Source organism: Neobacillus sp. 114 (genome assembly GCF_030127045.1).
GTDB classification, from domain to species: domain Bacteria; phylum Bacillota; class Bacilli; order Bacillales; family Cytobacillaceae; genus Neobacillus; species Neobacillus rhizophilus.
Genome location: NZ_CP126144.1, coordinates 6055931 through 6077544, shown reverse-complemented (window position 1 = coordinate 6077544; position 21614 = coordinate 6055931). Strand labels below are relative to the sequence as shown.

Below are 21614 nucleotides of genomic sequence, written 5' to 3'. Positions count from 1 at the left end.
TCTTTCAGGAGGCACCTTTTTCCTTAAAGGGTTTTATCAGAGTAACCACTGTCTATAAAGGAGTTTTTTCATTGAAAAAAATAAATGGAATGCTTGTCGCTAGTCTCATCCCCTTTCTTTTCTTGATTCTTCTGTTCCTGTTCATTCCTTTATTTTTTATGATATATGGAAGTTTTCAAGCGGATGGGGGCACTGGTTTTTCATTCAAGCAATATCAGGAAATTTTTCAGAATGAGTATTACCGCCAAGCGTTTAAGAATAGTATTTTGATTTCGCTTTTATCCAGTTTCATAGCAACGCTCTTAGCCATTTTTGCCACCTATTCCATCACGCATTTTTCTAGTCGTATTCAAAATCGAGTGTTGATTTTTGCTAATCTAACATCCAATTTTGCAGGCATTCCGTTAGCTTTTGCCTTTATTGTTCTGTTAGGAAACAGTGGCTTATTCACCTTGCTGTTTAAGCATTTCGGCTGGGAAACGCTAAGCTCGTTTAATGTCTATTCCTGGTCTGGCCTTGTTCTTATTTATCTTTATTTTCAGCTGCCATTGGCCGTTATGCTTCTTTACCCGGTCTACCAGGGGATAAATAAGCACTGGAAAGAAGCCGCTTCTCTGCTCGGGGCAAGCTCCACGCAGTTTTGGCTGCGGATTGGTATCCCAATTATTCTTCCAAGCATTGCCGGTACATTTAGTATTCTTTTCGCCAATGCGATGGGAGCATATGCATCCGCTTATGCGTTAACGGGAAGCACCTATAATCTGGTTACGATCCGAATTGGCGCATTGACGACTGGCGATATTTTTGCCAAGCCTGAGCTTGGCAGTGCGATTGCGGGATTATTAGGATTAACCCTTGTGGTGGCGATGCTTCTCAATGAGTGGTTAACACGCAAGGTTCGGAGGGATTTATCGTGAACAAGAACCGCCCATTTTTTCATTATCTTACGATCGGAGCAGTCCTTTTATACTTGCTTGTACCGCTGCTAGGGACGCTCATTTATTCCTTCTCCACTCAATGGCATAAAACGATTTTGCCCGAGGGCTTAACATTTCACTGGTACGGGGAGCTTTTTAGTGATTCGTTATTTTTAAAAGCAATGGGACGGTCTCTCATCCTTTCAGTCGGGGCAACCATTCTTTCCCTGCTCATCATGGTTCCGGCGATCTTCTCGATTGTGGTCTACGCACCAAGGCTGGAGAAATTTATCCAGGCCCTGATTGTGTTAACGTATGCCATGCCGGGTGTGATTATTGCGGTAGGGTTAATCAGGGCTTATTCGAACAGTGGCATGCCAATGGTTGTTGTCACCGTGGGCGCCTATTTTGTTGGAATCCTCCCTTACATGTACCAGGGGACCCGAAATAGCCTGCGGAACATTCAGGCAGTTTCGCTTATGGAGGCGGCTGAAATATTAGGGGCTAGCCGATTTACCGCTTTTTTAAAAGTCATTTTACCGAATATTATGCCGGGCGTACTGGTTTCGTCGCTGCTGTCATTTTCAATCTTATTCGGGGAATTTGTGTTAGTGAATCTATTAATAGGCGGGAGCTTCGAAACCGTTCAAGTCTACTTGTATAAAAAATTGAATGTGAGCGGGCATATCGCAAGTGCCATTGTCATTTGCTATTTTATCTTAATCTCCATTCTATCTTCTATCATTGTCAAAGTAACACGGTCAAGAAAGGAGACTTTATAAAATGAGCCATGTCACCATTGAAAATATTAGTAAGGCCTTTAAAGGACAAACCGTCCTGCATGATCTGAATCTATCATTTAAGCAAGGCGAATTTGTTACCCTGCTGGGACCAAGCGGTTGTGGAAAAAGTACCTTGCTGCGAATCCTTGCGGGATTAACCAGCCCAGAACAGGGCGTCATCAAGATTGATGGCTGTGATGTCACGAATGTCAAGGCAAAAGACCGGCAAATCGGGATGGTTTTTCAATCATACGCACTATTCCCGAATATGACAGTCTCTGAAAATATTGCTTTTGGCTTGAAAATGCAAAAGATTCCTAGCGAAACTATTAAACAAAAGGTCGCGCGGATGGTGGCGCTGGTAGGCTTGGCAGGGAAGGAAAATGCCTATCCAAGGGAATTGTCAGGAGGCCAGCAGCAGCGTGTCGCCTTGGCAAGATCCATTGTCACTGAGCCTAAGGTATTACTGCTCGATGAGCCCTTAAGTGCCCTGGATGCACAGATTAGGAAAAATCTTCAGAAGCAGCTGCGCACCATCCAGCAGGAATTGAATATTACTACTGTCCTCGTGACTCATGACCAGGAGGAAGCCATGGCTGTGAGTGACCGGATTTATATTTTAAATGAAGGCAGGATTGCCCAATCCGGTACGCCTCATGAGATTTATACCAAGCCGGGCAGTGAATTTGTCGCAAGATTTATTGGTAATTATAATGTTCTCGAAGGCTCGGAGTTATCGATTGCCACCTCGGAAAGGAAATTTTCAAATCGACTTTACGCGATCAGACCAGAGGCATTCAGTGCCCAGTACATGGAGGATGGCTATACGTTTTCCGGCCGAGTCAATAAGGTCATGATGCTCGGAAATATCACTCGTTATGAGTTCAGTTCAAATGGAATCGTGGTGACAGCAGAACACCTGCATCAATCAGATGAAGATGTGCAGGAAGGAGCTCGGAAAACTCTTTATCTTCATAAAAAGGATGTGATTCCACTGTCATGAATATACTGGTTACAGAACGTCATGAATACATTTTACAGCAACTCGAAAAACAGAAGAAAATATTGGTCACTTCACTTGCTGGTGAGCTTGAGGTAACGCCTGAAACGATCAGGCGGGATTTGGACATCCTCGAAAAAGAAAAAAAATTGACGCGTGTCTACGGCGGGGCGATTAAGTATCAGCAAACGAAAAGCGAACCGCATTTTTCCCAAAAAATGAATGTCAGGATCTCTGATAAAAAAGCTATCGGGAGAAAAGCGGCTGAGTTTATCAAAGACGGAGATACCGTCATGATTGATGTTGGAACGACGACCGTTCATCTCGCAAGTGCGATTTCGAGTGTTCAGGGAGTGACGATCGTGACTAATTCCCTCGCTTGTGCAGAAGAACTTAACTGCAGTTTGGAAAATAAAGAATTTGAAGGGAAAGTCATCGTACTTGGCGGCGTTACGATTCCTGAACAAAAATCGATTGTCGGTGCCATGACTTGCAAAACACTGGAATCCTTTCGTTTTGACAAAGTCTTCTTATCCTGTGGAGGCATTACCTTAACGGATATCAGTGATTATGACTTTGAGGAATGTTTAGTATCCACTGCGATGGTAGAAAGGGCAAACCAAGTGTTTCTGCTATCCGACTCCTCTAAGGTTAACCATGAATCGTTCTATAAAATTTGTCCGATAACGAAAATTGATCATGTGATTTGTGATCAAGACATGCCAAACTCATGGAAAGAAACGGGCATGGATACGATGCTTCAATGGATTACAGTCAAAGGCGGGCGACAAACATGAAGGTTGATTATCATTTACATCTTGAAGAAGGCCCTTATTCACTAAGCTGGCTAGACCGTACCAATCAGGCGTTAAACCATTTCAGTCCCCTGGAAGAAAAGCCGCATACCAGGGGCTGGCTGAAAAAAAGCATGGAGCGGCTGGCAGCACGGCTGGAACGAGGCGCATACGATGCTTCCTGGCTAGATCTCTATTTGCTTGAAGCCAAGCGAAAAGGGCTGAAGGAGGTAGGCATAGTCGACCATCTATACCGTTTTAAGGAATCACGGGCTTATTTTGAAAAGAATCTTGACCTGAGTGATTCCGATGTCGGAACCAAACAGCAGGTTTGGCTGAACCAGGTCATTACGGAGTCAATGGGGGATTTTGTACGATCTATTCATGAAGCGAAGCCGCGCTGGGCGCAACAAGGCGTCACATTACGGTTGGGGCTGGAAGCAGACTACTTTTCCGGAAGCGAAGCGGAATTAAAGGGGCTCATTGAGAAATATGAGTGGGATTTTGTGATTGGCTCTGTTCATTATATGTACGGTTGGGGATTTGACAATCCGGACACCCAAAATCGGTTTCATCATTATAATTTAGTCGATTTATATAAGGACTTTTTTGCTGAGGTCGAAAAGGCGATTCGCAGCAACATCTTTCAGTTTGTAGCTCATCTGGATAATCTAAAGGTATTTAATTACCGACCAGACGAAGCCTTTCTCGTCCCTCACTATGAAAGAATAGCGAAAGCTCTTGTCGAAACCGACACGGCAACCGAAATAAATGCCGGGCTTTATTACCGTTACCCTGTAAAAGAAATGTGTCCAAGCCCAGCGTTCCTGGACATCTTAATCAATGCGGGTGTGTGTTTTACCACTTCATCCGATTCTCATTTTCCTGATGATATTGGGTCTTTTATTGAACAGAATACACAAACCCTTTTGGAAAAAGGGGTAAAAGAAATTGCCACCTTTAAAGAGGGGCGGCGGGTGATGAGAGGGATTGGTGAAGGTGTTTGTACTACCCGGTGAGGTGTGGGGACTAAATCTAGCTTGGATTCTATTCGATAAAGCAGATAGAGGGTCGCAACGATAGGGAATCTACCTCATTGATAAATGAGATGATTTGTTCCACGGCAAATTCTCTCCTTTCTACCTCATATTATAAAAAAGGCCGGTTTCGCTAAAGAATCCGGCCTTCTCCTTAAACATTTTGATTTTGAATAGATTCCCCCTACAATTCGTTACCTAACGATTAAACAATTACATACTCAAATTAATAATGATGTTGTCTATTCTAGCAAAAATAACCACATACCATTCATTTTCATGGGATCGACAACAGTTTCAAAGGTGATAGGACACCAGGAGTCAGCCAAAAGGAGGTAGAGGATGGTGAAACCTATACATATGAATTTGTTGCGGGGCATTCTGGAACCTACTTCTACCATTGCCACGTTGAACCGGACCGCCACCCTGAAATGGGATTGTATGGTGCCTTTATTGTGGAACCAAAGGAACAAAAGGTGAAGTATGATAAAGAATTTGTTCTCATGCTGGGAGAACGTGACCCGTTACTAAGTGTTGCTGAAGGTACCGAAGCAGGAGCATACTTGGGAACAGCTACAGAGAATGAACATTTAAATGGTGAATATGATACTGTGGATCGCCATCCAAAATATTTTACCATCAATGGAAAGATGGATGGAGATATTCCGCCGTTGAAAGTAAAGAAGAATGGAAAATACTTGATTCGTTTAATTAATGCCGGTTCTGATGTTCATTCCATCCATACGCATGGACATCACTTTAAAGTGGTAGCAACTTGATGGGCGAATCAATCCAAATCCGCAGGTAAAAGATACTATCAGTATAGCCCCAGGTGAACGTTATGACCTTGAGTTTGTGGCAGATAATCCTGGTGCATGGCCGCTTCACTGTCATATGGGACCTCACGCGACACATGGCATGCATACGTTCATTGTATATCCTGGATTTGAAGAAAAAATCATGAACCACGAGAGTTAAGTGGGGGGTATTCCTTTTTGCGTACTAAATCAAGGGTATTCCAAATGGAGGAAGAGGAGGATAGTAGATATACGGACCTATTTATGCTTACAATAAAAGAAAGTGGTTGTAAAATTGAACTGGTTCGCAATTCATATTGTCCCACGTTAGTATTGCATTTAATAATTAACCCTAGAGATGAGGTATTTATATATGAAAGCACTTATTTTTAAAACATTTGGTGGTCCGGAAGTCCTGGAATATGGCGAAGTAAAAGATCCTGTCATCGGTCCGGATGAAATTCTTGTAAGAATGAAAGCAATTGGCCTAAACTTTGCAGACATTTATAGAAGGAAAGGAAATTATCATCTTGCCGGGGAGCCTCCATATATTTTAGGTTATGAAGGTGCCGGAATTGTAGAAAAAGTAGGAGCAGAAGTGCAAGGCATAAGCACAGGAGACCGTATTGCATTTGCTGATGTTCCATTTGCCAATGCAGAGCTAGTAGCTGTTCCATACGAGAAATTGATACCTCTGCCAGAATCAGTTTCATTTAAGGAGGCTGCATCTATACTCCTTCAGGGGCTAACTGCACATTATCTTACAAGGGACAGCTATGCTGTAAAAAATAATGATGTTGTCTTAGTACACGCAGCAGCCGGAGGTGTCGGGCAGCTTCTTGTTCAAATTGTAAAGCTCCTTGGTGGTAAGGTAATAGGCTTAACATCCTCCAAGGAAAAAGTTGAAGCGGCAAGAAAAGTGGGAGCGGATTTGGTTCTCCAGTACAGGGATGACTGGAAGCAGAAAGTTCTGGAAGAAACGAATGGCAAAGGGGTGGATGTTGTTTATGAATCAGTAGGCTCTACACTCATGGACAGTTTTGCTGTTACGCGCATCGGTGGTACAGTTGTATTTTATGGGATGGCAGGTGGAGATCCGGCTGCAGTGGATCCCCGTATGTTGATGGATACCTCAAAAACTCTAACGGGGGGAGATCTTTGGAATGTTCTCACTTCTAGGGAAGAAAGAGTGACACGATCAAAAGAGCTGTTTAGATGGATAGAAGAAGGAAAAGTAAAAGTATCGGAGCCGACAACTTTTGCGTTAAGAGATGGACAAGAAGCTCACCGATTTCTAGAGAGCCGAAAAAGTACGGGTAAAATCTTATTACTACCATAATGGGTAACGTCAGAAGACCAAACAACAAGGAATTTCCAACCGTTTTGCCATAAACAAATAGAGGGTGCTCCTAAAAGTTTTACTTTTGGGACACTCTCTTCAGCTTGTTAAAACGTGATAAAGATCATGAATCCAGTGTAGAATTTAGGTGCTTTACTTTAAAAACTCACATCTAACTTTACCATTCACATCAGATTTTGAATCTACATATAACTTTCTATTAGGTATGGCAAGGGAAACCCCTTCATTAGTAAGGATATCCATTATATTGTAGTTGATTTCTTCTTTTATTTTTAAGAATTCTAACCAAGCTGTTGTTTCTGTGAAAAAATAAATGTAAATATCTAACCCATCTACTCCATATTTATCAAACTTAGTAACGATTGTGTCTTGGTGGATTCCAGAGTGAGTTTTTAGCATATCCTCGATCTTTTTAATTACACCTTCTAACTTTTCTTTGGGTGTTTCATACGTTACACTTATAGTGGACACAAACCGCCTTTTTCCCATTTTACTCCAGTTCGTTATTGCTTCGTTTGCTAATTTTGCATTTGGTACTGTGACGAGTGCTTGTGCAAATGTTCGGATCCTTGTACTTCTAAAAGTAATCGTCTCAACTGTACCTTCTACGGTAGGTGTCAAAATCCAATCTCCAATGGTAAAGGGTTTTTCTGTAATGATGATGACTCCTCCAAATAAATTACCGACTGCATCCTTAGCTGCTAGGGCAATGGCAAGTCCGCCTAATCCTAACCCTCCCACCAAACCAACAACATTATAATTAAATTGTTCTGCAATCCCACTAAAGGCGACAACCACGATGATAAATCGCAAAACTTTAGACAAGAAAGGAATCAGTATTTCATCAATTTCAAAATTGAATCTTTTGTTAAGCTTTGTAAAAAGAAACTTAGATGAAGATGATAAGTTAAACAATCCCCAACCTACAAGAAAGATAATCGCGGATTTTACTAATTTCACAAATAAAACATTTGAATGATTGAAATAAGGGAAATACCAAGCGGATATATAAATTCCTAATAGAATAAACAGCCACTGAATTGGCTTTTCGAATGATGAAAAAATGTGAGAGAAAAAAGGATGATTTTCTTTTCGAAGCCATTTTAGTATAAGAGCAATGACATACTTGGCAAATAACTTCCGAAAAAGTAAGAACAGCACAAAGATACCTACTGAAATTCCAACATCGTTCATGAATTCGTATGAAAAGAATAACTTCCATGACATAACGATTCTCTCCTAATAATTCGCAACTTAAATTTGCAATTGAACATATACTATTTTATAAAAGTTATACAGCCTATTATGGACTACTTTTAGTATTCGCGAATCTGACCGGGTGATGCATGGGGACGGTTCTCGTGCTTCATTTTTAACATTGGCTAAGGATTCCTTAATTAATAGTGTTGATGCAAAGGAGAGGACTATGGATATCACGATTAGAAAAGTAGCTAAAGAAGAAGTTTGGGAATTAAGGCATAAAGTGATGTGGCCAGATAAGCCCTTTGACTATATAAAATTAGAAGATGATGATGTAGGGATTCATTATGGTCTTTTTAAAGGATTGATTTTGATTTCTGTCATCTCGCTTTTTATAAACAATGGAGAATGTCAGTTCCGTAAATTTGCCACTCTTCAGCAAGAACAAGGTAAGGGGTACGGAAGTACATTGTTAGACTATGTTATAAAAGAGGCACAGAACAACGGCATGAAGAAAATTTGGTGTAATGCTAGAAAAAACAAAGTGGAGTTTTATAAAAAGTTTGGTTTACAAGAAACCAACTCTAGCTTTATAAAAGAGGGGAAATCCTACGTTATAATGGAGAAATATTATTCCAAATCAAATAGCAAATCACATAACCTTCACAGTATATTTCACATTCAAAAAGGCTAAGAGATGCAAATATCTCAAAGCCTTTTTTGAATTTTTTTTCACTAAAGCATCCGTAAGTTGTACAAGTTCATTAAACGATAAAGCGAGTTTGATAAATAAGCGGAGAAATTTCTCTTAATTAGGAAATAGCTCTGAAAATAGCTTAAATAGACGGAAAGATTCCGACTATTGACTCGAAAAACATGAAAATGATTAATTTTGCTTTGCTTAATCGGAAAATCTCCGCTTATATGCCCCGAATCAAGCTATATCTGCAGTCTAACCGAAAAATCTCCGCTTATTTTACATAATAAATCACCAATCATTCACACACCCTTCAATAATTATTTCATACCCTGTGATTTACTATGTAAATTAAGACAAAATACACAATTAAAATTTGAAAAATAAAAAACGCACTGTGAATTATATCGTGAATTCAAGTGCGTTCTCATAAGTGTTTTTCAATGTTTGTACCTCTAAAGTAAACCCGTTACGGTTATCCGTCTTCTTTTTAATTAACAGGTGAGTTTGTATTCTTACTTTGCTTAATGAAATCAGAAATACCCGTTCTTAAGTAAAAAAGAAAGAAATAGCCGAAAATAATGAGAGTAGGAATGGCGTTAGGGAGTATTTGTATAAGGATCATACCGATAACAAGAAAAATCAATGAAACAATAAAATGAAATTTATGTTTCGGCATTTTTTTCATAAAATCACCTCTAACTTATTTTACCATTATTTTCGAGACAGGTGTTCATGGAGGTGGTTGGGAAGAGAGGAGCTTAAACGATCGGGGGAAAGAATTAAACAAGACAATCATTAACTTGAATATTATACCTTCCTTATGGTGAAAAACTTTCTTAAAAGCCAAGGTCCTGGTGTAAATCCCAGTGTTAATTGCCATGCGCCTATCCCTTGTAAACCATAGTCTCGAACTAACATCATTTTAGCTGCCATACTTCTTACGTCTTCAAACCAAACTTCATGTGTGACTCCCCCTTGATCTCTATAGCGAAAAGAAGGAGACTCCCATTCAGTTGAATACTGTATCGGTGATTGGAACCTCATGGCCGTTTCCACAGCATCTTGATTTGAAATGGCTGGAGCAACACTTCCAGGACGGTACGGAATAACCCAATCATACCCGTATAAAGGAACGCCAATAATAATTTTCCTGCGGGGAACATTACTTATAGCAAATTCAATTGTTCTTCGTACATCTGGAATAGAAGCTACAGGTCCTGGTTCACTTCCTGCATGGTGAAAATCATATGCCATGATAAACATAAAGTCCACTACTGATCCTATTCCTCCGAAATCATACCCCTTTAGCCAAGGAATTTCTTCACTTGTCTTTGCAGGAACAGCAACGGTTAGAGTACGCCCTAATGGTTTTAAACGATCTCGTAATTCACGTAAAAAGCCTGTATACAGATCTCTATCCACAGCCAAGACGCGTTCAAAGTCAATATTAACCCCGCCATACCCCCTATTCGTTACTAAATTAGTTATATTATTAACTAAATTCGTCCTTGCGGTAGGATTATTTATTGCTTGATGAACCAGTTCGGGACTAAAACCCCCGGGTGTCAAGTTGGTAATCGTTGCAATGGGTCTTACCCTTAAACTCCAAAGTGTTTGTATAGCAGTCAAGTCATTTAAGGTGTTAGCGATATCCCCGTTACCAGCAATGTGGTATTCAAAAATCGAAATAGCTGTACTATAAGGGGCAAAATCCCTGATTAAATTCCGATCCAATTCCGGGGATCTAACAGCATAATAACCGATTATAGATGCCAAGTAATTCGTTCTGGGAATCGTTAATTTCATCCCTGGTTGTAATAAATTGGGGGTTATTGAGGGATTGGCTGCTCTTAATTGCTCTAAGGTAACAAATGCTTTTCCTGCAATACTAGTTAGTGAGTCGCCCGGCTGAACAGTATATATATAAAGCGGTATAAGAAGTGCTTGGCCTTGAACGATATTCGTTTCCCCTAAACCGTTGGTACTACGGATCTGATCAACAGAAGCATCGTACCTTCTGCTTATTGAGAATAAAGAATCACCCGGCTGAACGATGTGAAGAAACATGGTCAACCCTCCAATACACCATTTATGATTAGACTCAAAAGAATTTCAAATTTGGGATACTATGTAAATAATATTACCTATCCAGCCTATATATGCTTTTACCAAGTCAATATTGTTAGGGATTGGGTACTATACCCAAAGTGCTTAAGTGGCGGTCGTTTTTTCTAGTTGTTTTAAGGGAGATTTGTGAGTAACACTATCCTTTTGATGAAAACTAAAAATCCCCAAAGTATCTCTTTACTTTGGGGGATGTTGCCGAGCAGGAAGGTATGGAACCTCCTTTGGCGTATATGTGATGACATCAGAAGAATAGATTTCAATTTGTAATTTATGTTTTGACGCATTTGTATGAATGAGTATAGGTTGATTGTATTCATTTTTAAAGATGAAATCAGGCCCGTTCCAACTGACGGTGGCATCCCGCTCTGGCGGAACGTATGAAACCTCTTTACTATGCGAATAACGCTTAACGACTTTTAAACCTGCATTATCCACTGCATTAAAAAGGGTAGAGGATACTTGACAAATTCCACCGCCTAAGTCTTCTGCATATTCCCCTTTCACAATGACAGTGGCAGGCAGATATCCTTTTCCTGCGGATCTTTCACCAACCACTTTATTAAAGGAAAATGTTTCACCTGGAAAAAGTACATAATTATTAATGGCATTTGCAGCAAGATAAATATTATTGTTTCTTTCTTTGTTATTGGAGCTGAAGAATGTAACATATTCTCCAATTTTTTTTGCTCTAATATTTTCAAGCAATTCACTGTCGACCATTGGAAAAGTGGTTTGTAAAGGGACCTCGAATTCAGATGAAGTATTGTTAAAATAATAAGTGATAATTTTTTCTGTGAAAACTTCGCGGTTTAAATGGTAACCGACTTGTTCTGGAATAATATTCCCATTAATATCTATCATTGCATTTTTAGGGTTTTTTGTAACCTGCTGATCGATTTCGTCCATGAATTTTTGAAACTTATCATTATCGATAATAGGTAAGAATGGCAAGTGCATCGACAAATTAGTAAGGTTAGCAACTGAGATCGGATGGCCGTTGTGAGTGATCACTAAATTTCCTGGCATCGTCACTTGTTGAGACAACATGATTAGCCCAAGTAACCAACTGAAATTCATCTGTTTATACCTCCCTACTATCATTATGAGTTGAAATCACTATTTCATGTACTGGGAGATCTACTTCAGTACATGTATTTCTGGAAAGGAATCCTTTTGCAGCCAAGATTGTTAGGAATTGTATTAATTTTTGTCGTTCAAATACAAACACGAAACATGGCCAGAATGGGTACTGTAGTGAAATAAAAGCATTTTAGAACTTTTCAATGCGTTTGGTATTTTTCTTTGTCAGCCACCTTATCATCTCCTACCGATAATATGTCCAGCTTTTACCTTGAAAATAAAAGAATTAGGGTATTTAGCTTTTATTAAGAATTAACGCTTATTTTTGTGGTACTTCATAAACTTCGGAGCATATCCCTTCTCATTTTCCAAGGAGACAATAAACTTCAAAAAAGTTTTCCTTCTTTTTGTCACAAAATCATCCGCTCACCCGTTATGTTTGTAAACAATCGAAAAGGGTGATTACATTGACAAAATATGATGTTGCAATAGTAGGCGGGGGAATTGCGGGCTTAATTGCCGCGATTTATGCCGCAAAGGCAGGAAAGAAAACGATCGTTCTGGAACAAAGCAAACGGTTGGGAGGAAGGGCCATTACCAATAAAAAGCAGGGTGTCTATTTTAATTTAGGCGGTCATGCCTTGTATAATGGGGAAGCGTATAAAACATTTCGCGAACTCGGATTGCAATTGGAGGGAAGCTCACCTTCTGTTGATGCATATGGATTATGGAAAAATCAATTATTAACCGTGCCAACGAATATTTCATCCCTCCTTCAAAGTCCGCTTCTAAGCTGGGGAGGAAAGCTCGAATTTGCAAAATGGTTTATAAAATTTGGGAAAATGGATACAAGAGTCTTGGGTCAAATTAGCATCCGAGATTGGATTGAAACTGAAATACAGGACCCGATGCTGCGCAATCTGTTCTATTCACTACTTCGAACAACGACTTATACTGCTGCACTTGATTTACACCCGGCCGGACCAGCTTTAAAGCATATGCAACATGCATTGCTTGGTGTTTTCTATCTGGATAAAGGTTGGGGGTCGCTCGTAGATGAGCTTTATGAGCATGCTGTCCAGCTGGAAGTAAAAGTAGTCACCAATTGCAAAGCGGCTTTAATCGAACATCATGAGCAAAAAGTCCGCTCGATTTTATGTGCCGATGGCAGTAAAATAGAAGCAACGAATGTTATCTTGACTACACCCCCAGCTATTTCTTACAACCTGGTCCCTCATGCAGAACATACGGCACTCGATACGTGGAAAAAGCAAGCAATCGCTGTTACCGGCGCCTGCCTAGATGTTGGCTTACGCCAGCTGCCCAATCCTAAACACCAATTTATCTACGGCGTAGATCAACCCATTTTATATTCCAATCATTCACGTGCCGGAAAACCACGCCCGGCCATCCTAAGTGACGATGAAATACAAGTAGTTTCGCTTTTCAAATATCTGGGCCCGCAAACGGACCCGGAGCAGGATGAAAGAGAGTTAGAACAGGTGTTAGATCTCGCTCAGCCTGGTTGGCGAAATCACGTGGTTGCCCGGCAGTATCTGCCCAAAATGACGGTGGTTCATGATTTTCCTCATCTGAATCGAATCGAAAATCCAGGTCCCACAGTACCTGAAATTGAAGGGCTTTATGTCGCCGGTGATTGGGCATCGCATGGGGAACTGCTCGTAGACGCATGTGTGGCCAGTGCGAAACGTGCTGTTTCACAGCTATCGAACGTCAGAAAGGATACCGAATTATGTGTGTAGAAACACTGTATCAAGCCTATCAGCCTCTGCTTTTCTCTTTAGCCTATCGCATGTTGGGCAGCGTGATGGATTCGGAGGATATCGTGCAAGAAGCATTTATTGCCTTTAACCAGCTCCCTAACCGCGAAACGATTGAAAACAAAAAAGCCTATCTTTGCAAGATTGTCACCAATCGGTGTCTTGATTTAATCCGGTCATCCGCAAAGACACGCGAGGTATATGTTGGACCCTGGCTGCCGGAACCGTTGCTTGAAAAAGAGAATCCGGCAAACGACCCTTCACAGGCCTTTTTACAACAAGAGTCTATCTCCACAGCCTATTTGCTATTGCTGCAGCAGCTCAATGCCAACGAGCGGGCCGTCTTTTTACTTCGCGAGGCTTTTCATTACTCCTATGATGAAATCGCAGAAATTCTCGACAAAAGCAGTGCGAACTGTCGGCAAATTTTCCACCGCGCCAAGAAAAGTATGGATTTTACCCCTGACCAGCAGCCATCCGTGACGATTATGGAATCAAAAATAAAAGAGTTTGTCCACAGCTTCTTAAATGGAGACATTACGCAAATATTGGAGCTTGTCAGCGAAGATATCGCAATGTACTCGGATGGCGGCGGAAAGGTACCAACAGCAAGGGTGCCTATTTTCGGCGCTGAAGGAGTCATCCGATTGCTGCAAAACCTGATGAAAATGTATGCAGATAGGTTTACCTTCTCCTTTGCCACCTTCAATGGGAGTCCAGGACTGACCCTAACAACGGATAATAACCTGAAGTATGTCTATACCTTCGCCTTTAATGGTAATCGGATTCAGACCATTTATATAGTTGGCAATCCCGACAAACTGCGGCATTTACCATAGAGGAGAACATGCTTTAGACGTGGGGGAAAGTCGGTTTGCTTGTTAAGAACCGTATGAAAGAATCCATTTTAATCAAGATTGATTAAAATGGATTCTTTTTTATTCAAATCGATTTCAATTACTTGGATCATCTCCATCCTGTTTCCGAGGATGATTAAATGACGTTTCGAACCGAACAAGTGCCGATTTAGCCTATATAAAATCAATATCGGTTCTTGCAGGAAATTTGTCCAAGTTTGTCGAACTATACCTAATAATGATTCTTTAGTTACATGATTTGGATATTTTGTTGTTTAACAAGGAACTAGATGGTGGAAATCTGATTTTCATAACCATACGGATGAAAGGTGCTTTTTTTTGTGTTTAGTATCGCCGGGCGATATGACTTGAAAAAGCATCCAAAAAACCTTCATATCTATTAGAAAATGAGTTGTATATACGTTATGATATACAAAAAGCTCTCTCTTTCAAGGAAGTGGCAGAAGGAAGGGGGGGTTGATCAATCCGATCTCGAAGCACTTATAGCGTTAGGCGATACGGATAAATCTAAGCATCTCTTAACAGAGTTTGGTGCGTGCTTTTGAAGAACTCGGAATACATCCATTGTATTGACTGACCTACCAAAAGCAACTGCATGCAAAGTGGAACTTATTGGAGATCTATTTCAGCGATTAAACAAAATACACAACTTGAAGCAGGCCAAAAAGGCATTCTGGATAAAAAGGGTGTTGTAGCGGTTGAAAACCTAAGGCAAAAACAGCGTCATCCTTAATAGAATTCCTCCAGATAGGAGGTTTTTGTATTTGTATCGCTTGGCGATATAGCTTGAAATAAATCCAAAAAACTTTCATAATGTATTAGAATAGGAGGTCCGATATGAGACGTGATATACAACCGAATGAGCGAGCTTTCTCTTCCAAGGAAGTGGCAGAAGAAGTGGGGATTGCAACACCCACTGTTCGAAAATATGGCCAAATCTTAGAGCGAAATGGATATGAGTTTTTAAAAGATGGCGATCGGCGTATCTTTGTTCAATCCGATCTAGAAGCGCTTATATCGTTACGCGATACAGACAAGCCGCTAGACGATACAGCTAAAGACCTTGTATATCAACAAAAAGAAAGATTAGAAGGATTCAATGAAACAGAGATAGCGACATCCGATACATTTGAAAATTTACCCCAAGACCCCAATCAATTAAAAGAGGTATTAAGGTTTTTAGTCAATGAACTCGCAGCCACACGTGAAATGAATGTCCAACTGACAAACGATATGTCACAGCTTAGAACTGCGGTTTCTCGGCTGCAACAAGATCATCATAGTATAAGTTCTAATATTTCAAATTCGGCGCAAAAAACTAATGCTAAAATTGAAAAATTAACTGAACAACAAATGACCCATTATGAAACATTACTGCAACAAGAAAAACAAATGAACGAATTCTTACAAGTAGAAATTCAAAATATGCGTGACGAACAGAAAAAGGAATGGCATTCACAAAATGATTTTAATAAACGTTTAGAGGAAGCGATACAAAAACCTAAAGGAATATTGGAGAGGCTTTTTTTCATAATCCGAAAATAAGGTGCCTATTTAAGTTTTTTTGCTTAATCGGCTCTTTTTTTTGTTTCGTATCGCTATGCGATATAGGCACAATTAAATTTAGAACCCTCATAATTTAATAATATAGGCGGTCCGATATGCGACATGATATACATGGAATAAACAAGGTTTCTTCACCAAGCAAGTTAAAAAAGGAGTATGGATGCAACATTAGCTGTTCGAAAGTATGGCCAAATCTTAGAGCTAATGTCCATGCGATTTAAAAAAACGGCAATCCCCGTATCTTTTTCAATCCGAAATCTATAGCGATACCCGATATAGACAAGCCCCTAGACGATATCACAAGCAGATCAAAACAGATATTCCTTTGTTCGAATAGTCGGAGTCATTATTCTTCAAATTTCAACAAATTCCCGGGAAATACCTAAAATTTTGCTAATGGATGTTAATGCTTACCTAATATAAATAAAAATGCACTGAAAGTTAGGGGGGAAATGTCCCGCGATTTTTAACCGAATACAGTCATCTATTTTTCAAAAAGAATCCATTTTAATCAAGAGTGATTAATATGGATTCTTTTTTATTCCAAACGATTTGATGTCCCAGTACATTTCTCCAGTAAGATAAATTGTCAACCTGATAGGTTATCCTTATAAAAGGAAACAAAAGATTTTAATTTAATAAAAAATAATCACAATATTCCTTTACGGGAATATTCCTATTGTGTTATATTCTGTTTAAGGAATATTATTCAGAGTTAGAACTCCGTACTTGGAGAATTGTGTGCAGTTGGGTGGGGATATTGAGACAGAGTACTTTTTATTATTAAATTAAAAAGGGTTAAATGAATATTAAATTTAGCTGTTTTATGGATAGGGGTGGGTTCTATCAATGGATACTACAACACTGAACGCTCTTTCCGAACCCAATCGTTTACAGATTGTAGAGCTTTTGCGAGAAGGTCCCCTTACAGTGGGGGAAATTTCCGAACGCTTACAAATCCGTCAGCCACAAGTTTCTAAACACCTTCGTGTTCTTAGTGATGCCGGAATTGTTAAAGTACACGCTGATGCAAATCGGCGCATCTACCAATTACGACCTGAGCCATTTATCCAATTAAATGCGTGGCTTGAGTCTTATCGCCGAATTTGGGAAGAAAGATTTGATAGCTTGGACGATTATTTAAAGGAAATGCAAGAAAAAGAAGAAAAATAAAACCTAAAATTAATGGATGTTTTAAAAATGAATACAAAAAAGCATACGTCCGTGGAAGCTGAAGGAAAAGAAATAATTGTAAAACGAGTTTTTCGTGCGTCCCGTGAACTAATCTGGAAAGCATGGACCCAACCGGAACATCAGTAGTTAAAGAGTTTGGGGCTATTGAAGGAGCTAGCCAAACCCTCGATCGACTTGAAGCACAGTTGAAAGCAATGCGTTAATCCCTTTAAAAAATATAAAACATTTGAACAAGGAGGAAATACAATGGCAAACAACACAATGGTATCGAGAGTAGAGAATGATCGGGTATTGGTACTGGAGCGCGTTTTCGATGCGCCACGAGATCTCGTATTCAGGATGTTTAAAGAGCCGGAGCATCTGAAACGCTGGTGGGGACCGAGGGGCTGGGAGATTCCAGTCTGCACCGTCGATTTCCGTCCGGGAGGCATTTGGCATTACTGTATGAAGTGTGTCGATCAGAATCAGGGTCAATTTTTTGGTATGGAATCCTGGGGTAAAGGGGTTTATAAGGAGATTATCGAGCCGGAGAAGATCGTTCTTACCGATTACTTTTCGGATGCCGAAGGCAATGTGAATGACTCTATGCCGTCGACCGAGGTCACATTGGAATTCATCGATTTGGGTGGAAAGACAAAGCTGATAAACCGTGCTGAATATGTTTCCGAAGAGGCCCTCAAGACCGTCATGGACATGGGTATGATACAAGGCATCACCGAAACTTGGGACCGTTTGAGCGAGCTAGTGGAATCGCTGAATTAGATTTATCGTAACGCTGTTTCAGCGTTAGTAAGGTTTTAAACCAGTTCAGTTGAACAAGATTTTCGTACCTATGGTAAAACATGGTTATTGATATTTACCATGACTACAAAGGAGGAATATTGAACATGCCCACATCTGAACAGGTGTTTACCATTACCCGCACCCTGAATGCCCGCCGCGAGCTCGTGTGGCGCGCCTGGACTGAGGAGAAGGAACTCGCCAACTGGTTGCCTTCGACACCCCTGGAGACTATCTCCTTCGACGTTCGCGAAGGCGGACGCTACCGCTACACGATGGTCAACAGCGAGACCGGCGAGGAGTATCCCACCGGAGGTGTGTTTCTAGAGGTCGTACCTTTCGAACGGCTCGTCTTCACCTGGGGTTACCCCGATGCTCCTATCGAGAACTCCCCTGTCGTGACTCTAACCCTCACCGCACACGGCGACCGTACCGAGATGATTTTCCACCTGCGCGGATTGGCCGGTCACCCCGGTGATCAGTACGTGTACGACGGCTGGTCCGATGCGCTCGACACGATTGTGAAAAAATATACCTAAACAAACAGGTGCTTAGAGTTAAACAAAGGGTCGATGCTGCAACCCCTTGTCTTGTTCCGCTAAATTGCGGTCTTTTCTTGTGTACTTACGGCCAGGTTACTCCTATAAGGAGTAACCTTTTTTGTTACGAGCTGCATACTAGTTGGGTCTTTTCTTATTCTAACGATGCAAGTTAGTAGAAGAAGGAAAAATTAACCCTTTATCGAATATGAACAAACAGGGAGTTTGAAAAAGGAAGGCTGTGAGGATTGAATGTTAGATGAAAAAAAAGAGAGTTCAATTTTAGGAACAGTCATAGCGGTTAGTATGAGTAAGAAGCATACGTTTAGTAAAGAAAATCAAGAGATAATAAAATTAGTGAAGGGTTTTGGGGTCAAAGGCGATGCACACTTTGGTTCAACGGTTAAACATCGATCGAGAGTGGCACAAAATCCAAACCAACCGAACCTAAGACAAGTGCATTTAATTCAAAATGAGTTATTCGAAGAGTTAGCAGACCGTTTTCATATTAATCCTGGACAAATGGGTGAAAATATAACAACTGTCGGAATAAATCTTCTTGAATTACCTACTGACACGATATTATTTATAGGTGAGTCTGCAATTATTAAAGTAACAGGCTTACGCAATCCTTGTGCTCAAATTGATCATTTTAAACAGTGTCTTTTAAAGGTTGTTTTGGATAAGGATTCAGACGGAAATCTAATAAGAAAAGCAGGAATAATGGGAGTTATATTGCAGAGTGGAGAAGTGAAACCAGGTGATACCATCCGCGCTGTATTACCTCCTAGACCATTTAAAAAGCTTGAACGTGTTTAACCAGCATAGTGCGTATTTATACTTTAGTGAAATTAATCTTGTTTATGGACAAATGTACTTAATGTAAAGGGCAGGATCATTCAAGAATGCTTTTCCTTAGTTTAATTTGGCTTTTTGTACTTTTCAAACAGGTATTGGAATCCATAAAACAGAAATACCTTAGAAAAGAAATAGAAGAAAAATTGTAAATGATTAAGACGAACCAATGTGAAATACTTAATTTTTCTCGCAAATTTGGCGAATGGATAAGCAAAAAAGGCATTACCGATTCCATTAAGTAAGATAAACTTTATGAATTTTCCATATGACCACTTCATTAACCAAAGCGAAGTTACCAAAAACAAACCAATATTAAATGGGAATTCATTAAATAAGTATGAATTTGGTTTATTATAAAAGACCCACCATCTACGTTTTTTCCCAATTAGTGCATTAATCACTTCTATAATACCGATAAGGATTGAAACAGGTAAAAATCGCTTTATATTTTGTAACCCCATAAGAGGTAATGTTGACAATGCAATTAAGACCGTAGCAATATTTAAAATCCTTTGAACCTTTATTGACATCATGATCATCCTTTTCAAATCTAGGCTAACTGCTCCTATTTTGTTAGGATATCCAAAAATTGAACTTGTATGTGTTTTTAGGAAAAGCTGTTTGGTGATAGAAGGGAAAGGATTTTACTGTATGTATATAGAATAAGTAGTTATATCTGTTAAGGGTGGGTGTTTTGATGCTTCAACACGAATATGAATGGGTTCGGCAGACTAGAGGAACTTTGTTAGATTTTTGTGGGAAATTAGATCCTAATCATTTTACTCAAACAAATGGTTTCGGTTGGCAAAGTGTAAGAGACACATTGGTTCATATAGCAGATTGCTATGTTGCATGGCTTGGCTCATTTGTTTTATTGAAGACAAAAAAACCTCTTACTCCAAGAGAACAATTAAATAATCTCAGTTTTGAGGAAATAAAAGCACGATTTGAACAAGTAGATTCAATCGTAAATGAATTATTAGAACTACATGGGCATGAATTAAACGTCCTAATTGAGAGAGAGATCCCTTGGAGAGAAGCACCTGAACTATTATCTATTACTCCTCGAAAATTGCTAATGCACACCATTACTCACGAGTTTCATCACAAGGGACAAATAGTAGCCATGCTCCGTCAGATGGGTTATGAGCCCCCAAATACAGATGTATTAGGGACAGAAGATTAATTTAATCTAGAAGTATTTTGGGCGATGTTTACTTGACATTGCCTTTTTTGTTGAGTAAGTTTGTGAAGTTTCGTACTTAAAGTACACGAAGCAGGTTTATTTAAGGGTATTTTTTCACAAATTGACCCCACCATTAGGCAGGGGATGCATGTATTTATTGCTTACCACTTGCGGAATTCTACCTTCAAGTGAGAATTCTCGCCAGACCAAACGCAACTGCTGCTGCAAGTCCCCCAGTAATCGTGGTTTGAACAGCACTCTTAAAAGGTGAAGTTCCCGTGAACCTTCCTTTTACGTATCCAAAAATCATCAAGGCGATAAGTGTGACCACTACAGAAACCATTAATGCTGTTGCAGGATGTTTTAAGATAAAATAAGGGAACAAAGGGATTAATCCTCCGACAATATAAGAAACTGCAATGGTAATCGCACTGTTCCTGGCTCTTGTAGGCTCTGGTTTCTCCAGCCCTAATTCGAATCTCATCATAAAATCCACCCATTTTTCAGGGTTCTTTTTCATGGTTTCGGTAATAGATTTGATTTGCTCTTCTTCAAGTCCATATTCCCTGAAAATTTCAGATACCTCTTCTTCTTCGCTTTCCGGAAGCTCTATTACTTCGCGCTTTTCGCGAGCAAGTTCAGATTCGTAATGTTCCGCATCTGTTTTTCCTGCCAAGTATCCACCAAGTCCCATTGCAATTGACCCTGCTGCAATTTCAGCACTCCCTGCCGTGAGAATCAATGTTGTTGTATCAACAGCACCAGACAAACCAGCAGCTAATGCAAATGGTACGGTTAATCCGTCTGACATACCAATTACAACATCCCGAATGAAGTCAGACCCAGAAAAATGTTCTTCAACGTGATGCAAGTGTTGATCCATTTTTTCACCTCCAACTAAATTTTTATTTTTTCATAACTCCTCTTAAAAGAAAAAATTTTTTATAGTATTTCCTGTTGCTTGTGAAAAATTCTACGAATAAAATCGGGAATATTTTATTCGTCAATTATAATAAAAACTTTCATTTAGTATGCAAA

At 39.9% G+C, this 21614-nt stretch carries 22 protein-coding genes; 17 read left to right on the top strand and 5 right to left on the bottom strand.

Annotated features, from left to right (window positions below):
- Positions 1–89 precede the first annotated feature (89 nt).
- The 8 genes from QNN06_RS29665 (at position 90) to QNN06_RS29630 (ending at position 6666) form a co-directional block, all read left to right on the top strand.
- Positions 90–917, top strand: coding sequence for an ABC transporter permease (locus QNN06_RS29665; protein ID WP_213117969.1), 828 nt, complete (start codon positions 90–92; stop codon positions 915–917).
- Positions 914–1699: an ABC transporter permease gene (locus tag QNN06_RS29660; protein WP_213117273.1), complete on the top strand. Its 786-nt coding sequence runs from the start codon at positions 914–916 to the stop codon at positions 1697–1699. Before QNN06_RS29665 ends, QNN06_RS29660 begins: the two co-directional genes overlap by 4 nt.
- 1 nt (position 1700) lies before the next feature.
- Positions 1701–2702, top strand: a complete 1002-nt coding sequence (locus QNN06_RS29655) for an ABC transporter ATP-binding protein (protein WP_284036602.1) — start codon at positions 1701–1703, stop codon at positions 2700–2702.
- Positions 2699–3496 (top strand): DeoR/GlpR family DNA-binding transcription regulator, encoded by a 798-nt coding sequence (locus tag QNN06_RS29650; RefSeq protein ID WP_213117275.1) that lies wholly within the window; start codon positions 2699–2701, stop codon positions 3494–3496. The genes QNN06_RS29655 and QNN06_RS29650 overlap by 4 nt, the downstream gene beginning before the upstream one ends.
- A complete protein-coding gene (locus tag QNN06_RS29645; protein WP_284036601.1) occupies positions 3493–4512 on the top strand; it encodes a histidinol phosphate phosphatase domain-containing protein in 1020 nt (339 codons plus the stop codon). Before QNN06_RS29650 ends, QNN06_RS29645 begins: the two co-directional genes overlap by 4 nt.
- Before the next feature lie 287 nt (positions 4513–4799).
- Positions 4800–5309, top strand: coding sequence for a multicopper oxidase domain-containing protein (locus tag QNN06_RS29635; protein WP_284038003.1), 510 nt, complete (start codon positions 4800–4802; stop codon positions 5307–5309).
- 7 nt (positions 5310–5316) lie between these two features.
- Positions 5317–5508 carry a multicopper oxidase domain-containing protein gene (locus QNN06_RS31510; RefSeq protein WP_217032835.1) on the top strand — a complete coding sequence of 64 codons (192 nt, stop codon included), beginning with the start codon at positions 5317–5319 and terminating at the stop codon, positions 5506–5508.
- 177 nt (positions 5509–5685) lie between these two features.
- Complete coding sequence (locus tag QNN06_RS29630) at positions 5686–6666, top strand: quinone oxidoreductase family protein (protein WP_217032727.1); 981 nt, start codon at positions 5686–5688, stop codon at positions 6664–6666.
- Between the two features lie 153 nt (positions 6667–6819).
- Here the strand turns inward: QNN06_RS29630 and QNN06_RS29625 are convergent, their stop codons facing one another.
- Positions 6820–7914: a mechanosensitive ion channel family protein gene (locus QNN06_RS29625; RefSeq protein WP_217032729.1), complete on the bottom strand. Its 1095-nt coding sequence runs from the start codon at positions 7912–7914 to the stop codon at positions 6820–6822.
- Between the two features lie 199 nt (positions 7915–8113).
- On the opposite strand from QNN06_RS29625, the gene QNN06_RS29620 reads away from it, so the two are divergent.
- Positions 8114–8581, top strand: coding sequence for a GNAT family N-acetyltransferase (locus tag QNN06_RS29620; RefSeq protein WP_254124368.1), 468 nt, complete (start codon positions 8114–8116; stop codon positions 8579–8581).
- A gap of 813 nt (positions 8582–9394) precedes the next feature.
- On the opposite strand, the gene QNN06_RS29615 is transcribed toward QNN06_RS29620, so the two are convergent.
- Positions 9395–10654 carry a glycoside hydrolase family 18 protein gene (locus tag QNN06_RS29615; protein WP_284036600.1) on the bottom strand — a complete coding sequence of 420 codons (1260 nt, stop codon included), beginning with the start codon at positions 10652–10654 and terminating at the stop codon, positions 9395–9397.
- 237 nt (positions 10655–10891) lie between these two features.
- Positions 10892–11791, bottom strand: coding sequence for a VanW family protein (locus QNN06_RS29610; protein WP_213117280.1), 900 nt, complete (start codon positions 11789–11791; stop codon positions 10892–10894).
- Between the two features lie 470 nt (positions 11792–12261).
- Between QNN06_RS29610 and QNN06_RS29605 the strand changes: the two genes are divergently transcribed.
- The 7 genes from QNN06_RS29605 (at position 12262) to QNN06_RS29575 (ending at position 19351) form a co-directional block, all read left to right on the top strand.
- On the top strand, positions 12262–13557 hold the full coding sequence (locus tag QNN06_RS29605; protein ID WP_284036599.1) for a phytoene desaturase family protein: 1296 nt from the start codon (positions 12262–12264) through the stop codon (positions 13555–13557).
- Positions 13548–14414, top strand: coding sequence for an RNA polymerase sigma-70 factor (locus tag QNN06_RS29600; RefSeq protein ID WP_213117281.1), 867 nt, complete (start codon positions 13548–13550; stop codon positions 14412–14414). The genes QNN06_RS29605 and QNN06_RS29600 overlap by 10 nt, the downstream gene beginning before the upstream one ends.
- Before the next feature lie 876 nt (positions 14415–15290).
- Positions 15291–15998: a hypothetical protein gene (locus tag QNN06_RS29595; protein WP_213117282.1), complete on the top strand. Its 708-nt coding sequence runs from the start codon at positions 15291–15293 to the stop codon at positions 15996–15998.
- A gap of 870 nt (positions 15999–16868) precedes the next feature.
- Complete coding sequence (locus tag QNN06_RS29590) at positions 16869–17192, top strand: ArsR/SmtB family transcription factor (RefSeq protein ID WP_213117283.1); 324 nt, start codon at positions 16869–16871, stop codon at positions 17190–17192.
- A gap of 267 nt (positions 17193–17459) precedes the next feature.
- Positions 17460–17975 carry an SRPBCC domain-containing protein gene (locus tag QNN06_RS29585; RefSeq protein ID WP_217032735.1) on the top strand — a complete coding sequence of 172 codons (516 nt, stop codon included), beginning with the start codon at positions 17460–17462 and terminating at the stop codon, positions 17973–17975.
- Positions 17976–18100: 125 nt separating this feature from the next.
- A complete protein-coding gene (locus QNN06_RS29580) occupies positions 18101–18532 on the top strand; it encodes an SRPBCC family protein (protein WP_213117285.1) in 432 nt (143 codons plus the stop codon).
- Positions 18533–18784: 252 nt separating this feature from the next.
- On the top strand, positions 18785–19351 hold the full coding sequence (locus QNN06_RS29575) for an MOSC domain-containing protein (protein ID WP_284036598.1): 567 nt from the start codon (positions 18785–18787) through the stop codon (positions 19349–19351).
- Between the two features lie 101 nt (positions 19352–19452).
- Here QNN06_RS29575 and QNN06_RS29570 read toward each other — a convergent pair whose 3' ends face one another.
- Positions 19453–19920, bottom strand: coding sequence for a hypothetical protein (locus QNN06_RS29570; protein WP_284036597.1), 468 nt, complete (start codon positions 19918–19920; stop codon positions 19453–19455).
- 167 nt (positions 19921–20087) lie between these two features.
- Between QNN06_RS29570 and QNN06_RS29565 the strand changes: the two genes are divergently transcribed.
- Positions 20088–20576, top strand: coding sequence for a DinB family protein (locus QNN06_RS29565; RefSeq protein WP_284036596.1), 489 nt, complete (start codon positions 20088–20090; stop codon positions 20574–20576).
- 184 nt (positions 20577–20760) lie between these two features.
- Here the strand turns inward: QNN06_RS29565 and QNN06_RS29560 are convergent, their stop codons facing one another.
- Positions 20761–21459, bottom strand: coding sequence for a VIT1/CCC1 transporter family protein (locus QNN06_RS29560; RefSeq protein ID WP_213117289.1), 699 nt, complete (start codon positions 21457–21459; stop codon positions 20761–20763).
- Positions 21460–21614 lie beyond the last annotated feature (155 nt).